14 protein-coding genes are annotated in these 15004 nt (G+C 38.3%); all 14 read left to right on the top strand.

What is annotated here, in order from left to right:
* The first annotated feature begins 62 nt into the window (after positions 1-62).
* The 14 genes from paaB (at position 63) to ACIQ2L_RS00140 (ending at position 14912) form a co-directional block, all read left to right on the top strand.
* Positions 63-344 carry a 1,2-phenylacetyl-CoA epoxidase subunit PaaB gene (gene paaB, locus ACIQ2L_RS00205; protein ID WP_298120377.1) on the top strand — a complete coding sequence of 94 codons (282 nt, stop codon included), beginning with the start codon at positions 63-65 and terminating at the stop codon, positions 342-344.
* A 91-nt stretch (positions 345-435) separates the two neighbouring features.
* A complete protein-coding gene (gene paaC / locus ACIQ2L_RS00200) occupies positions 436-1188 on the top strand; it encodes a 1,2-phenylacetyl-CoA epoxidase subunit PaaC (RefSeq protein ID WP_396155275.1) in 753 nt (250 codons plus the stop codon).
* 92 nt (positions 1189-1280) lie between these two features.
* On the top strand, positions 1281-1781 hold the full coding sequence (gene paaD, locus ACIQ2L_RS00195) for a 1,2-phenylacetyl-CoA epoxidase subunit PaaD (RefSeq protein ID WP_396155273.1): 501 nt from the start codon (positions 1281-1283) through the stop codon (positions 1779-1781).
* Between the two features lie 139 nt (positions 1782-1920).
* A complete protein-coding gene (locus tag ACIQ2L_RS00190) occupies positions 1921-2706 on the top strand; it encodes an enoyl-CoA hydratase-related protein (RefSeq protein WP_396155271.1) in 786 nt (261 codons plus the stop codon).
* 80 nt (positions 2707-2786) lie between these two features.
* On the top strand, positions 2787-3005 hold the full coding sequence (locus ACIQ2L_RS00185; protein WP_396155269.1) for a four helix bundle protein: 219 nt from the start codon (positions 2787-2789) through the stop codon (positions 3003-3005).
* A gap of 229 nt (positions 3006-3234) precedes the next feature.
* On the top strand, positions 3235-4407 hold the full coding sequence (locus ACIQ2L_RS00180) for a 3-hydroxyacyl-CoA dehydrogenase NAD-binding domain-containing protein (protein ID WP_396155958.1): 1173 nt from the start codon (positions 3235-3237) through the stop codon (positions 4405-4407).
* On the top strand, positions 4404-4811 hold the full coding sequence (locus ACIQ2L_RS00175; protein ID WP_396155267.1) for a hotdog fold thioesterase: 408 nt from the start codon (positions 4404-4406) through the stop codon (positions 4809-4811). Before ACIQ2L_RS00180 ends, ACIQ2L_RS00175 begins: the two co-directional genes overlap by 4 nt.
* 82 nt (positions 4812-4893) lie before the next feature.
* On the top strand, positions 4894-6102 hold the full coding sequence (pcaF, locus tag ACIQ2L_RS00170) for a 3-oxoadipyl-CoA thiolase (protein WP_396155265.1): 1209 nt from the start codon (positions 4894-4896) through the stop codon (positions 6100-6102).
* 93 nt (positions 6103-6195) lie between these two features.
* Positions 6196-8691: a phenylacetic acid degradation bifunctional protein PaaZ gene (gene paaZ / locus ACIQ2L_RS00165; RefSeq protein WP_396155264.1), complete on the top strand. Its 2496-nt coding sequence runs from the start codon at positions 6196-6198 to the stop codon at positions 8689-8691.
* A 208-nt stretch (positions 8692-8899) separates the two neighbouring features.
* Complete coding sequence (locus tag ACIQ2L_RS00160) at positions 8900-9649, top strand: enoyl-CoA hydratase/isomerase family protein (protein ID WP_396155262.1); 750 nt, start codon at positions 8900-8902, stop codon at positions 9647-9649.
* An 87-nt stretch (positions 9650-9736) separates the two neighbouring features.
* Complete coding sequence (locus tag ACIQ2L_RS00155; protein ID WP_396155261.1) at positions 9737-10333, top strand: transferase hexapeptide repeat family protein; 597 nt, start codon at positions 9737-9739, stop codon at positions 10331-10333.
* A gap of 73 nt (positions 10334-10406) precedes the next feature.
* Positions 10407-11720: a dihydrolipoamide acetyltransferase family protein gene (locus tag ACIQ2L_RS00150; RefSeq protein ID WP_396155260.1), complete on the top strand. Its 1314-nt coding sequence runs from the start codon at positions 10407-10409 to the stop codon at positions 11718-11720.
* 18 nt (positions 11721-11738) lie between these two features.
* Complete coding sequence (locus ACIQ2L_RS00145) at positions 11739-12806, top strand: branched-chain amino acid aminotransferase (RefSeq protein ID WP_396155259.1); 1068 nt, start codon at positions 11739-11741, stop codon at positions 12804-12806.
* A 60-nt stretch (positions 12807-12866) separates the two neighbouring features.
* Positions 12867-14912: a thiamine pyrophosphate-dependent enzyme gene (locus tag ACIQ2L_RS00140; RefSeq protein ID WP_396155257.1), complete on the top strand. Its 2046-nt coding sequence runs from the start codon at positions 12867-12869 to the stop codon at positions 14910-14912.
* Positions 14913-15004 lie beyond the last annotated feature (92 nt).

Raw genomic sequence — 15004 nt, 5'->3', positions numbered from 1 at the left:
TTAGTTCACAGTTTTCAGTTTTCAGACTGCCAACTGCGACTGCAACTAAAAACTATAAGAGTATGAAAAATTGGCCACTTTGGGAAGTATTTATTAGAAGTAAAAACGGATTAGAACACCGTCACTGCGGTTCACTACATGCTAGTGATGCCACTATGGCTCTGGAAAATGCCCGCGATGTATACACTCGTAGAATGGAAGGCGTAAGTATTTGGGTAGTTCCATCGGCGCAAATTACAGCATCAAATCCAGACGACAGCGCTGAACTTTTCGAACCTGCAAAGGACAAAGCCTACCGCCATCCCACGTTCTATGAACTGCCGGATGAATTAAAACACATGTAGAATTTGAAATGAGTTTTACTTAAATGACATTAACTGTCTTATGTGGTTTAAACTTAATTTTTCTTAATTTTAATGGTTTAAAAAACAAAAAATGAACAACAATTTAATTCAATACATATACGGAATTGCAGATAATTCTCTTATTCTAGGACAACGTCTCGGCGAACTTTGCGGTCACGGACCAAGCTTAGAAACCGATATTGCAATGACCAATATTTCTCTCGACTTACTTGGTCAGGTGCGAAGTTATTATCAATATGCAGCCAAATTACTAGACGGAGATGCAAACGAAGATACCATCGCTTTTTTGCGTTTGGAAAGAGAATACAAAAATGTTTTATTAGTGGAACAACCTAATACCGATTTTGCTTATTCCATCACAAGACAATTTTTGTTTGATATTTTTCACTTGGCGCTATTAGAAGAATTACAAAATAGTAAAGACGAAACATTGTCTGCCATAGCTAAAAAAAGCATCAAAGAAGTTTTGTATCACACCAGATTTTCTTCCGATTGGATTAGAAGATTAGGCGACGGAACCGAAGAAAGTCATAAAAGAATTCAAACCGCTATCAATGATTTATGGATTTTTACCGATGAGTTATTCCATCAAACCGAAGCAGATAAAGCAATAGTAGCCGATGGAATTGGAGTTGATGTAACACGCTTAAAAGCAAATTATTTCAATAAAGTAAACAAAATTTTAGAAGAAGCAACGCTTCAAATGCCAACAATAGAATACTTTCAAAAAGGAGGAAAACAAGGAATTCATAGCGAACATATGGGTTATATTTTAACAGAAATGCAATACATGCAACGTACCTATCCAAATATGAATTGGTAGAAATAAATAGCTTTGCGCCTTAGCGTCTTAGCGAAAAAAAATATTATTATTGCGAACTTAGCGTAAAAATCTTGCGCTTTGCGCTTAAACAAATGACAGAAACAACAGAACATATCGACCAAAAACTCTTCGAAATACTAGAAACAGTATCCGATCCTGAAATTCCAGTCTTGTCAATTATGGAAATGGGTGTGGTGCGTTCGGCAAAAATAGTAAACGGTATAGTTGAGATCGAAATTACGCCAACCTACAGCGGTTGCCCCGCGATGGATGTAATTGGTGACGATATAAAATCAGCATTCAAACAAAAAGGATACGAAGCCAAAGTAGATTTAATCCTTTCACCGGCTTGGACCACCGATTGGATTACACCCAAAGGAAGAGCAGCGCTAGAACATTACGGAATTGCTTCCCCACTGTCAGCAGAGGCAGATGCAGCAGCATTATTGGGAAATAAAAAAGTAGTAAAGTGTCCACAATGCGGATCATTGAATACAAAATTAGTAAGTCAGTTTGGGTCAACAGCCTGCAAAGCATTGTTTCAATGTGAAGATTGTTTGGAGCCATTTGACTATTTCAAATGTTTAAAATAAATTACAGCGAAAACGGGAATCTTTTCAATTTAAAAAATTATAAAGAAATGAAAAATTGCAATTTATGATAGTCTTTGCGACTCTTTGACTTTGCGAGAAATAGAACCTTAATTTAATGGTTAAAAAAAATAAATAAGATATGAGCAACAAATCAATTGAGTTAAAAATTGAAAACAGCGTGGCGTGGATTTATCTAAATCGTCCCGAAGTTTTTAACAGTTTCAATCGAGAAATGGCTTTGTCATTGCAAACGGCGTTAGATAATTGTAAAAATGATACCAATGTTCGCGCAATAATAATCACCGGTAACGGCAAAGCATTTTGTGCCGGACAGGACTTGAAGGAAGTCACCACACCCGAGTTAAACCCTGGCTTCCGAAAAATTCTGGAAGAACATTATAATCCCATAATTAAAAAAATAAGAACTATTGAAAAGCCAATAGTAGCAGCAGTTAACGGAGTTGCTGCCGGTGCTGGTGCAAATATTGCCTTAGCATGTGATATAGTAGTAGCTACAGAGCATGCCAGTTTTATTCAAGCTTTTAGCAAAATTGGATTGATTCCCGACAGTGCTGGAACGTTCTTTTTACCAAGAATAATTGGTTTTCAAAAAGCATCTGCTTTGATGATGTTGGGGGATAAAGTCGCTGCAGAGGAAGCACTTCAAATGGGACTGATTTATAAAATTTTTCCAGCATCATTTTTCCAAGAAGAAGTACTGACTTTAGCAATAACTTTGGCCAAAATGCCAACAAAAGCTATAGGTTTAACCAAAAGATTATTAAATCAATCGATGAATAATAATTTGGAACAACAATTGGCTTTAGAAAGCGATTTACAAATAGAAGCAAGTTCATCATTTGATTATAATGAAGGTGTAACAGCATTCGTAGAAAAAAGGACACCAGAGTTCAAAGGGAATTGATTAACGATTAACGAATTTTGACTGTTGACCCGAGAGCTATGCTCAAACTGGCGAAGGATTTTTCAATTAAAAGTAAGTATATGAAACCAATAAATTTAGAAGATAGATTAATTCAGTTTGCAGTTGATGTAATTATAATGTGTAAGAAAATTGATAAATCTTTTGCTTCTGAACATATAGCAAAACAACTAATTCGTTCTGCAACTTCTTCTGCTTTAAATTATGGAGAAGCTAGAAGTGGAGAATCAACAAATGATTTTCTTCACAAAATGAAAATTTGTTTAAAGGAATTGAGATAAAGTTTTATCAATATGAAAATTCAAAAAGGAGCTGAATTGGTTACCGATATTGATTCATTAAATATGTTGTTAAAAGAAAATGATGAGCTAATTTCAATTTTGTTGCAAGTGTAAAAACGGCTTCTTCAAAAAAATAGATGTGTATTTTAAAATGGACGAAAAAAATCAAAAATCAGCACCCGAGAGCTTTGCTCGAACTGGCGAAGCAATCGTTAATCAGCAATCGTTAATGAAAATCGCAATAATCGGTTCAGGAACAATGGGAAGTGGCATCGCACAAGTAGCCGCATCAGCAGGTTGTGAAGTAAAAATTTACGACACCAATCTCGATGCGCTTGCCAAAAGCAAATCCAATCTCGAAAATACGCTGTCTAAATTAGTAGAAAAAACTAAAATAGACGAGCACGAAAAATCCAGAATCGAAAATAACATTTCCTATGCACACACATTAGGAGAATTATCTCACTCCGATATAGTAATCGAAGCCATAGTTGAAAATCTGGATATTAAGAGAAATTTGTTTTCGGAACTCGAGAATTATGTTTCTCCCGAAACCACTTTAGCAACCAATACGTCATCGTTATCAATCGCTTCCATAGCAGCATCTTGTAAAAAACCAGAGCGTGTCATCGGAATTCATTTTTTTAATCCCGCACCCTTAATGCAATTAGTGGAAATTATTCCAGCCGTGCAAACGAGCGAAGCCACTCTGAAAACGACCATACAAACCATAACCAATTGGAAAAAAATTGCTGCAGTTGTAAAAGACACACCCGGATTTATTGTGAATCGTGTGGCTCGACCATATTACAGCGAAAGCTTACGAATATATGAAGAAGGCGTAGCCGATTTTGCTACGATTGACTGGAGTTTAAAAACCATTGGAGGGTTCCGAATGGGACCGTTCGAACTTATGGATTTTATAGGAAACGATGTCAATTATGCGGTGACCGAAAGCGTGTTTACTGCATTTTATTTCGATACGAGATTTAAACCGTCATTCACACAAAAGCGTTTGACAGAAGCGGGTTTCTTTGGTAAAAAATCGGGCAAAGGGTATTATGATTACAATCAACAAGCTGACACCTCGGGCGCCGTCGAGAGGCCAACAGAAGATTTATCCTTGGCACAAACCATATTCAATCGTGTAATTGTTATGTTAATCAACGAAGCTGCTGATGCTTTGTTTTTTAATATAGCTTCTGCAAAAGACATCGATAATGCCATGACCAAAGGAGTAAATTATCCCAAAGGATTATTGTCTTGGGCAGACGAATTAGGAATACAATGGTGCGTAGAAAAATTAGATAGTTTATATAGCGAATACCACGAAGACCGTTACCGGTGTAGCGTTCTATTAAGAAGAATGGCAAAAGAAAACAAAACTTTTTTCGACCTATGATACCCAAGGAAATTGTAAATAAAATGTTCCAAAACGACTCCTTCAGCCAATGGCTTGGCATCACCATAGAGTCAATAGAAGAAGGAACATGTACACTCTCTATGACCATTCGAAAAGAAATGCTCAACGGTTTTGCCATCGCACACGGTGGAATTACCTATTCGCTTGCCGATAGCGCTTTGGCTTTTGCTTCTAATTCGCACGGCCGACAATCAGTAAGCATAGACACATCCATTAATCATTTTGAAACCTTGAAAGAAGGTGATAAAATACTGGCAGTAGCCAAACAAGAAGCATTAAAAAATAAATTTGGATTTTACACAATCGAAATAAAAAAAGAAAATACAGTGGTTGCTTTATTCAAAGGTACTGTTTTCAGAAGCGATAAAGAATGGGAAGAATAATAAACAATTGATAATAAACAATTGATAAATCAGTAATAAGAAAGAATAATCAATTGTAAATTAGCCATCATCAATAATAGAAATGGAAGCATACATTATAGACGGAGTCCGTACTCCTATCGGAAGTTACCAAGGCACTTTATCAACGGTTCGTCCCGATGATTTAGGCGCTTTAGTAATCAAAACCATAGTTGAAAAAAACCCAAACATTCCCAAAGAGGCCTACGATGATGTCATCATGGGTTGTGCCAATCAGGCTGGTGAAGATAACCGTAACGTAGCCAGAATGTCATTGCTGCTAGCTGGTTTGCCATACACCGTTCCTGGTGAAACCGTAAACCGTTTATGCAGTTCGGGTTTGTCAGCAATAATTCACGCGAATCGCGCCATCAAAGCGGGAGACGGACATGTATTTATTGCAGGAGGAATCGAAAACATGACCCGTGGACCCTTAGTGGTTTCCAAACCATCTGTTGCTTTCGGTACGGATAGTAAAATGTATGATAGTAGTTTCGGTTGGCGTTTTATCAATCCTGAAATGCATATCATGTATGGAACCGATGCCATGGGAGATACCGCAGAAAACTTAGCAGAAAAATACAATATCTCACGCGAAGATCAAGATGCTTTTGCTTTGAATAGTCAAATGAAAGCAACTGCAGCACAAACTTCAGGAAGATTATCCAAAGAAATAGTGGCTGTGGAAATTCCGCAACGAAAAGGCGACCCAATTCAATTTTATAAAGACGAATTCATCAAACCAAATACAACATCGGAAGGATTGTCCAAATTACGCCCGGCTTTCAAAAAAGACGGAAGCGTAACCGCAGGAAATGCATCAGGATTAAATGATGGCGCTGCCGCTACAATAATTGCATCGGAAGAAGCGGTAAAAAAATATAATTTAAAGCCATTAGCACGAATCGTAAGTTCATCCGTTGTAGGGGTAGAACCCAGAATTATGGGAATAGGTCCAGTAGAAGCCACAAATAAAGCGCTTGAAAAAGCCGGTTTATCTTTAGACCAAATCGATTTTATTGAATTAAACGAAGCATTTGCCGCACAAGCTTTGGCTTGTATTCGTGCATGGGGAATTGCAGATAATGACCCAAGATTAAATCCAAATGGTGGCGCAATAGCAATCGGTCATCCATTGGGTGTAACAGGTGCAAGAATTGCCTATTCAGCAGCATTAGAATTGCAACTAACAGGAAAAAGATATGCATTAATCACAATGTGCATCGGTGTTGGACAAGGATATGCAGCAATAATAGAACGCGTAGTTGAATAGCCGTTGGCTTTAGCCAATGGAAAATAATTTGTGAAAATTTGTGCAATTCGTGGTAAAAAAAATCTTCGAATTTGTAGCAAAAAAATATAGAGTATGAACAAAACACAACATTACGTACAAGGAAAATGGACATCAGCAACTGGAGAAGGAAAACCTTCTTTTGATGCAGTGACAGGCGAATTCATTGCAGAAACGTCAGTCGAAGGATTGGATATTCCAGCTATTTTGCACTACGGAAGAACTAAAGGCGGTGAACAACTTCGCAAAATGACCTTTCAAGAACGTGGGAATAGGATTAAAAGTTTGGCGATGTATTTAACCAAACGCAAAGAACAATTCTATGAAATTAGTTACCGAACTGGCGCTACGCGTGTCGATTCGTGGATTGACATTGAAGGAGGTTTTGGCAATTTATTTGCCAATGCGTCGCTGCGAAAATTATTTCCAAACCAACCGTATCACGTAGAAGGAGACCCGATTGATTTGTCGAAAGGCGGTCGATTTATGGCGCATCATATTTTAGTCCCGAAAAAAGGAGTGGCAATTCATATCAACGCTTTTAATTTTCCAATTTGGGGAATGCTAGAAAAATGTGCTGTCAACTGGATGGCGGGAATGCCGGCTGTTGTGTTGCCAGCCCCCGTAACTGCCTATCTAACAGAAGCGGTAGTAAGAGAAATTATCGACTCCAATATTTTGCCAGAAGGTGCTTTACAATTGATTTGTGGTACGGCCAAAAACATTTTTGATACGGTCGAAAGTCAGGATGTGATTACGTTTACAGGATCGGCAGCCACAGGAAGATTGTTGAAATCACATCCAAGAATTATTCAGGAATCGGTTCCGTTTACAATGGAAGCGGATAGTTTGAATGCTTCTATATTGGGCGAAGACGCAGTTCCAGGCACACCAGAATTCGATTTATTCATCAATCAAGCTCGTAGCGAAATTACGGTGAAAGCGGGTCAAAAATGTACAGCTATACGTAGAATGATTGTTCCGGAAAACCTGATGGATGACGTTCAAATGGCATTGGGAAAATCATTGGATAAAGTTTCGATTGGAGACCCAAGATTGAAAGAAGTACGTATGGGCGCTTTGGTAAGTAAAGACCAAGTGAATGTACTAAAAGGACGCGTTCAAGAATTATCAAAATCGGCCAAAATAGTATATGGTGATTTTGAAAAAATTACATTGATTGGTGCCGATGATAAAGGGGCATTTGTGAGTCCGATTTTACTTCGCGAAGACAATCCGTTTGCCAATCTTGCCGTTCACGAAACGGAAGCTTTTGGACCAGTTTCTACAATTATGCCCTACAAAAATTTAGACGAAGCTATCGAGTTGGCACAAATGGGGAAAGGCTCGTTAGTGTCTTCTATTGTAACTAATTCAGACGAAATTGCAAAAGACTATGTCATTAATGCCGCTTCACACCATGGAAGAATTTTGGTTTTGAACAGAGAAAACGCCAAGCAAAGCACCGGTCACGGTTCACCTCTACCCTTATTGGTTCACGGTGGTCCAGGTCGTGCGGGTGGAGGCGAAGAAATGGGTGGCGTTCGCGGAATCAAACATTATATGCAGCGATGCGCTATTCAAGGTTCGCCAACCACACTAACAGAAATCACAGGCATTTATCAGCCGAATTCCAAATACAAAGAAACGACACTGCATCCGTTTCAGTACCACTGGGAAGACATCCAACCAGGCATGTCACTGCGCACACACAATAGAACCGTTACGGATACTGATATCATCAATTTTGCCAATGTAACTTGGGATCATTTCTATGCACATACCGATATTACTTCGCTTGAGGGAAGTATTTTCAAAAAACGAACGGCTCACGGTTACTTCATTTTAGCAGCTGCAGCAGGTTTGTTCGTCTATCCAAATAAAGGTCCGGTGGCAGCCAATTACGGACTAGAAGAATGTCGATTTTTACGTCCAATTTACCACAACGATACGGTTTATGTGCGTTTAACGTGCAAACAAAAAATCGATAGAGATGTCGCATCAGCCGAACATCCTAGCGGTATTGTAAAATGGTTTGTAGAAGTTTTTGACACCGAAAACGAATTGGTAGCCGTAGCCACAATTCTAACCATGGTTCAGAAAAAACAAGAAGTTTTCTTAGAAATGACCGATGATAGGATAGCAGAATGTATCAATAAACTAACCGAAAACACCAAACCAAGTTGGGGAATTTTGACACCACAGCATTTGTTAGAACATTTGGAGCAAGGTTATAAAATTATGTCGGGTGAAATTCAGGATTTTGAAATCGCAACCCCCGAAAAGATTTTGGAAAAAGTGCATAATTCATTGTATAATTACGATAAATTTCCAAAAGGGAGTGCTTTTCCAACCATGAAAAAAGGCGAATTGGAAGATTTGCTTCATCCCGATTTTGCAACAGCAAAAGCGAAGTTTTTTGAAGCAAGAGAAGCTTATAAAACCTTTTTCAAAGAAAATCCAGAAGCCATTTTAAAGAATTTGGTTTTCGGAGAATTAAACAAATATGAATCGTATTTATTAGAACGAAAACATTTAAATCATCACTTTGAACAATTTAATATTTTGTAGAATAATAATTTGGAGCTAATCCTGCTATTCGTTGCAATCTTTTCTTTTTTTTAAGAAAAAAGAAAAGGATTTCCACTACTATCAGGGCTAGAATTTTAGAATAAATGGAAAATCAGCCTAAATCAGTTAAATCTGTGCAATCCGTGGCAAAAAAACTTAATGAAACTTAATTTCTTAATGGTTTAAAAACTTTAAACTTTAAACAAAAATGAACGCATACGTAAATCAAGAAATACTAAACAACATCGCCACCATCGAGTTTTTTCATCCAGAAAAGAATTCTTTGCCTAGCCATATTTTAGCACAATTGGTAGAAACAATTAACAGTGTTGGTAATAATGATGTAGTAAAAGTCATTATTCTCAAAAGCGGTGGTGACAAAACCTTTTGTGCTGGGGCTAGTTTTCAAGAACTAATTTCCATCAACGACGCCGCAACCGGAAAAATATTTTTCTCTGGCTTTGCCAACGTAATCAATGCCATGCGAAAATGTCCAAAGTTTATCATCGGACGTATTCAGGGGAAAACCGTTGGTGGTGGAGTAGGAATAGCAGCTGCAACCGATTATTGCATGGCAACACAATTTGCCGCTATAAAATTATCCGAATTAAACGTCGGAATCGGACCATTTGTAGTGTCACCAGCTATCGAAAGAAAAATGGGGGTTTCCGCGATGTCACAAATTGCCATAGACGCCAATACGTTTTATGAAGCAACTTGGGCAAGAGAAAAAGGTTTGTATGCAAGTGTATTCGAAAGTATAGAAGAAATGGACGAAGCCGTTCAAAAATTTGCTGAACATTTATGCACCTACAATCCCGAAGCCATGCTCGAAATGAAAAAAATATTTTGGCGAGGCACTGAAGATTGGGACAATTTATTAGCCGAAAGAGCCGCAATAAGTGGAAGATTAGTATTGTCTGATTTTACAAAAGAAACGTTGAAGAAATTTAAATAAAAAGAGAATAGAAAAAAGAGAATAGAATAGAGACAAAATAAAAAGTCTATTCTCTATATTCTTTCATCTATATTCTAAAAAGGAAAAATGATATACGAATTCAAAGGGTTCATCCCAGTCATCCATGAAAGTAGTTTCATCCATCCGCAAGCCGCGGTAACGGGTAACGTGATTATTGGAAAAAATGTTTACGTTGGTCCAGGTGCCGCCATTCGAGGCGATTGGGGCGAAATCATTATTGAAGATGGTTGTAATGTTCAGGAAAATTGCACCATTCACATGTTTCCAGGAAAGTCAATGGTGCTGAAAGCCGGAGCGCATATTGGTCATGGTTCGATTATTCACGGAGCCAATATTGGTGCGAATTGCCTTGTAGGAATGAACGCCGTAATTATGGATGACGTGAATGTGGGTGATGAATGCATCATAGGAGCATTAAGTTTCATAAAAGCCGGAACGGAAATTCCAAACCGAAAAATGGTAGTTGGAAATCCGGCAACAATCATAAAAGACGTTTCCGATGAAATGATCGATTGGAAAACCAAAGGAACAGCATTATATCAACAATTGCCAAAAGAGTGTTACGACACATTAAAAGCTGTTGAACCTTTGCGAGAAATTCCAAAAGACAGACCAACTCAAGAAGCGTTTTACAAAACATTAGAAGAATTTAAGAAAGAGTGATCAGTATTCAGTGATTAGTTGGCAGTATAATGCTTAACTGAACACTCAATTCTGAACACTGAACACTAAAAAAATGAGTATAATCGAGTTTAAAATGCCCAAAATGGGCGAAAGTATAACCGAAGCAACTATCATTTCCTGGTTGAAATCAGTAGGCGATTACGTAGAAGCAGACGAAACTATTATTGAAGTCGCTACCGACAAAGTAGACAATGATGTGCCGTCACCAGTATCAGGTATCATAACCGAAATTCATTTTCAGAAAGATGACGTGGTTGAGGTTGGAACTGTTTTGGCCTTGATAGATTCAAGTCAGGTTTCAGATGGCAGTCAGCAGATTTTAACGAAAGTAGAAAATAGTCAAGAAATTAGTAAGAAAGCAGAAGTCATTTCAAATACAAAACCCGAAACCCACAACCCGAAACCCGCAACTCACAATTCGGATGCTTTCATTTCGCCTTTAATAATCTCAATTGCCCAAAAAGAAAATCTTTCCATAGAAGAACTGCAATCCATTCCGGGTTCAGGAGCTGAGGGAAGATTACAGAAAAGAGATGTTTTCAATTATTTAAAGAACCGTAAATATCCTTTGAAAAGCAACCCGATACCCGAAACTCGAAACTCGCAATCTTCTTCGTATCCTAAACCCAAAATCAATTTTGTTGAAGGAAAAGACCATATCGTTGAAATGGACAGAATGCGAAAAATGATTGCAGATCACATGGTATACTCCAAACAAACGTCGCCACACGTGACGTCCTACATTGAAGTTGATGTCACGAATTTGGTCAATTGGAGAGACGAAAACAAAGATAAATTTCAACAGAAATACAACGAAAAATTAACCTTTACTCCAGTTTTTATTCTGGCTGTAGCCAAAGCCATTCAGGATTTTCCGATGATTAATGTTTCAGTAGATGAAAAAAACATCATTGTTCATAAAGACATTAATATCGGAATGGCAACCGCTTTACCAAGTGGGAACTTAATTGTTCCGGTGGTGAAAAATGCCAATGAAAAAGAGTTGGGGGCCATAGCAAAAGAAGTCAATTATTTAGCTGAAGCTTCCCGAAATAATAAACTAAAACTAGAAGAAATTCAAGGAAGTACATTTACGATTTCCAATGTAGGAACCTTTGGAAGCTTAATGGGAACGCCTATTATCAACCAACCCGAAGTCGCGATTTTAGCACTCGGAATTATTAAAAAACGTCCAGAAGTAATTACAACTTCCAAAGGCGATGAAATTGCTATTCGCAGTATGATGTTTCTTTCTTTATCCTTTGACCATCGTGTGGTTGATGGATTTTTAGGAGGATCTTTTTTGCGAAAAGTAGGCGATTATTTAGAACAATTTAGCTCCTTAACCCCCGAAGGGAATATTTAAACCAAAACTATTTTTAGTATGCAAGATATTATGTCAACATCTATTAAAATAACAAAAGTAGCGCAATCAAAAGCGAGTGAAGTTGATTTTCACAACATCATAATGGGAACCCGATTTTCAGACCATATGTTCGTTTGTGATTATCAAAACGGCGAATGGCAAAATCCAAGAATTGAGCCATTAGCTTTAATCCCGACACATCCTGCAGCTATGGCATTGCACTATGGTCAGGCAATTTTTGAAGGAATGAAGGCCACCTTGGGAAAAGACGGAACACCCTTATTATTCCGTCCTAATGAGAATGCCAAACGAATGAATTTTAGTGCAAACCGAATGGGAATGCCTTTGTTTCCGGAAGATTTATTTGTTGAAGCGTTAAAACAATTCGTGGCATTAGAAAAAGAATGGATTCCCACACAGGAAGGCAGCGCTTTGTATTTGCGCCCGTTTATGTATGCCGATGAACCATTTATCGGAATGCGTGCGGCAACTAGTTTTAAGTTTATTATTATGGCTTCACCCGCTGGACCTTTCTTTCATAAAAAAATTAAATTATATGCCGAGAAAAAATACGTTCGCGCCGTAAATGGTGGAACAGGAGAAGCAAAAGCTGCCGGAAATTATGCTGGAGCAATTCGCCCTACAGAATATGCAAAAAAAGCAGGATACGACCAAGTGTTGTGGTTAGATGCTCAACATTTTGATTATATTCAGGAAGTTGGGACGATGAATATTTTTTTCAAAATAGGAGGTAAGTTCATTACCCCAAGTTTAACGGGTTCTATTTTATCTGGAATAACTCGAATGAGTGTAATTGATTTATTACGAAGCAAAGGGTTTGAAGTAACCGAGAGACCAATCTCTATTACTGAAATAATTGAAGCGTATCAAAACGGAACTTTAGAAGAAGCATTCGGAACAGGAACAGCTGTTGGAATTGCCATGATTGAAGAAATAGGAAACAATGATTTAGCTATTGTATTTCCATCAGAAAACCCAGTTTCAGTAATGGTCAACAATACCTTGAATGCCATAAAAGTTCAAGATATAAAAGATGAATTCGGTTGGATTGTTGAAGCAAAGTAAATTATTGAATATTCAACCCAGTCAGAGTTTTAAACTCTGACAGGGTTTACTATAATAAATATGTTAGATAAAAAAATACTCGAAAAAGCATTTTCAACAATGGCCACTGCCAAGGCGATGACCAATTTGTATGAAGATAATTTTAAAATAGTTTCCAAATACGTTCATGCCACTTCACGCGGGCATGAAGCCATTCAGATTGCAATGGCAATGCAGTTGTTACCACAAGATTACGTTTTTCCATACTATCGTGATGATGCGATGCTATTGGGAATAGGGATGCAACCTTATGATTTGATGTTGCAATTGATGGCAAAAAAGGACGACCCATTTTCAGGGGGTCGAACCTACTATTGTCACCCGAGTTTGAAAGATGTTGACAAACCTAAAATTCCGCACCAATCTTCTGCCACTGGCATGCAAGCCATTCCGGCAACGGGAGCTGCAATGGGATTTTGGTATAAAGAAAATATAGGAATTCAAGATGTTAATCAAGAGAAACCATTAGTTGTTTGTTCGCTGGGAGATGCTTCGGTGACCGAAGGTGAAGTTGCCGAAGCACTTCAAATGGCGGCTTTAAAACAATTACCAATAGTATATTTAGTTCAGGATAACGGTTGGGATATTTCGGCAAATGCAGCTGAAACCCGAGCTCAAAATGCGTTTGAATACGCAAAAGGATTTCACGGAATCGAAGCGATTTCTATCGACGGAGCTAATTTTACGGAAAGTTATTTAGCGGTACAAAAAGTAGTGAAAACCATTCGTGAAGAACGTCGCCCGTTTTTGATTCATGCTAAAGTGCCGCTATTGAATCATCATACATCGGGAGTTCGAATGGAATGGTATCGTGATGATTTGGAAGAAGCGCAATCGCGTGATCCGTTTCCGGTTTTGGTAAAACAAATGTTGGAAGCTGGATTTACCAATGAAGAAATTCAAAATATTGAGACTTCCGCTTTCGCAGAAGTGCAAGCTGATTTCGATAAAGCACAACTAGCCGAAGATCCAAAACCCGAAGATTTATTTACGCACGATTTTGCACCAACACCAATTACAGAGGAGGTAGGCGAACGAAATCCGGAGCGTGAAGATAAAGTAGTGATGGTGGATTGTGCACTATTTGCTGTCGAAGAATTAATGAATAAACACCCAGAATGTTTGTTATACGGTCAAGACGTAGGCGGAAGATTGGGTGGTGTTTTCAGAGAAGCTGCAACCTTAGCGCAAAAATTCGGAGACGAACGCGTTTTTAACACACCCATTCAAGAAGCGTTTATTGTGGGTTCAACGGTAGGAATGTCGGCTGTTGGCTTAAAACCAATTGTCGAGGTACAGTTTGCCGATTACATTTGGCCAGCACTGAATCAATTGTTTACCGAAGTAAGCCGCTCGTGTTATTTAACGAATGGAAAATGGCCGGTGAGTATGATTTTGCGTGTGCCGATTGGTGCTTATGGAAGTGGCGGACCCTATCATTCCTCTTCGGTGGAAAGTGTGTTGACGAATATTCGAGGAATAAAAATTGCTTATCCAAGCAACGGAGCCGATTTAAAAGGATTACTAAAAGCAGCGTATTACGACCCGAATCCAGTGGTCATTTTGGAGCATAAAGGATTGTATTGGAGTAAAGTAAAAGGCACTGATGCTGCCAGAGTAAACGAACCAAGTGAAGATTACATCTTGCCTTTTGGAAAAGCGAATATCGTTCAAGAGATTTGGGAACAAGAAACCAATGAAACGATTACCGTAATTACCTACGGAATGGGCGTGCATTGGGCATTGAATGCGTCTGCAGGGATGAAAAATCAAGTGGAAATTATCGATTTGCGAACCTTGTATCCATTAGACGAAGAGGCTATTTTTAAATCGGTTAAAAAAGCCAAAAAATGTTTGGTAGTCACCGAAGAACCAACGAATAATTCGTTTGCTCGAAGTTTGGCGGGATTAATTCAAGAAAAATGTTTCAAATACCTCGATGCGCCAGTAATGGTAATTGGTTCGGAGAATATGCCTGCGATTCCGTTGAATAGTACATTGGAGTTTACGATGATTCCAAATGCGGATAAAGTGAGATTGAAGATGGAGGAATTGTTGGAGTATTAGTTGACCGTTGTCGGTTGTCAGTTTTGAGTTGTCCTGCCGAGCTAGTTTAAACTTAGCTTAGAGGAAGTTCGAGGTATTCTGACCACCAAAAA

The sequence above is a fragment of the Flavobacterium sp. genome (assembly GCF_044369455.1).
Classification (GTDB): domain Bacteria; phylum Bacteroidota; class Bacteroidia; order Flavobacteriales; family Flavobacteriaceae; genus Flavobacterium.
This window is presented reverse-complemented; position numbering and strand designations above follow the sequence as displayed.

Coding starts and splice junctions, on each gene's coding strand:
- paaD (WP_396155273.1), top strand. CDS start 1,281: ATGACAGAAACAACAGAACATATCGACCAAAAACTCTTCGAAATACTA.
- ACIQ2L_RS00175 (WP_396155267.1), top strand. CDS start 4,404: ATGATACCCAAGGAAATTGTAAATAAAATGTTCCAAAACGACTCCTTC.
- ACIQ2L_RS00140 (WP_396155257.1), top strand. CDS start 12,867: ATGTTAGATAAAAAAATACTCGAAAAAGCATTTTCAACAATGGCCACT.
- ACIQ2L_RS00160 (WP_396155262.1), top strand. CDS start 8,900: ATGAACGCATACGTAAATCAAGAAATACTAAACAACATCGCCACCATC.
- ACIQ2L_RS00180 (WP_396155958.1), top strand. CDS start 3,235: ATGAAAATCGCAATAATCGGTTCAGGAACAATGGGAAGTGGCATCGCA.
- ACIQ2L_RS00145 (WP_396155259.1), top strand. CDS start 11,739: ATGCAAGATATTATGTCAACATCTATTAAAATAACAAAAGTAGCGCAA.
- pcaF (WP_396155265.1), top strand. CDS start 4,894: ATGGAAGCATACATTATAGACGGAGTCCGTACTCCTATCGGAAGTTAC.
- ACIQ2L_RS00185 (WP_396155269.1), top strand. CDS start 2,787: ATGAAACCAATAAATTTAGAAGATAGATTAATTCAGTTTGCAGTTGAT.
- ACIQ2L_RS00155 (WP_396155261.1), top strand. CDS start 9,737: ATGATATACGAATTCAAAGGGTTCATCCCAGTCATCCATGAAAGTAGT.
- ACIQ2L_RS00190 (WP_396155271.1), top strand. CDS start 1,921: ATGAGCAACAAATCAATTGAGTTAAAAATTGAAAACAGCGTGGCGTGG.
- paaZ (WP_396155264.1), top strand. CDS start 6,196: ATGAACAAAACACAACATTACGTACAAGGAAAATGGACATCAGCAACT.
- paaB (WP_298120377.1), top strand. CDS start 63: ATGAAAAATTGGCCACTTTGGGAAGTATTTATTAGAAGTAAAAACGGA.
- ACIQ2L_RS00150 (WP_396155260.1), top strand. CDS start 10,407: ATGAGTATAATCGAGTTTAAAATGCCCAAAATGGGCGAAAGTATAACC.
- paaC (WP_396155275.1), top strand. CDS start 436: ATGAACAACAATTTAATTCAATACATATACGGAATTGCAGATAATTCT.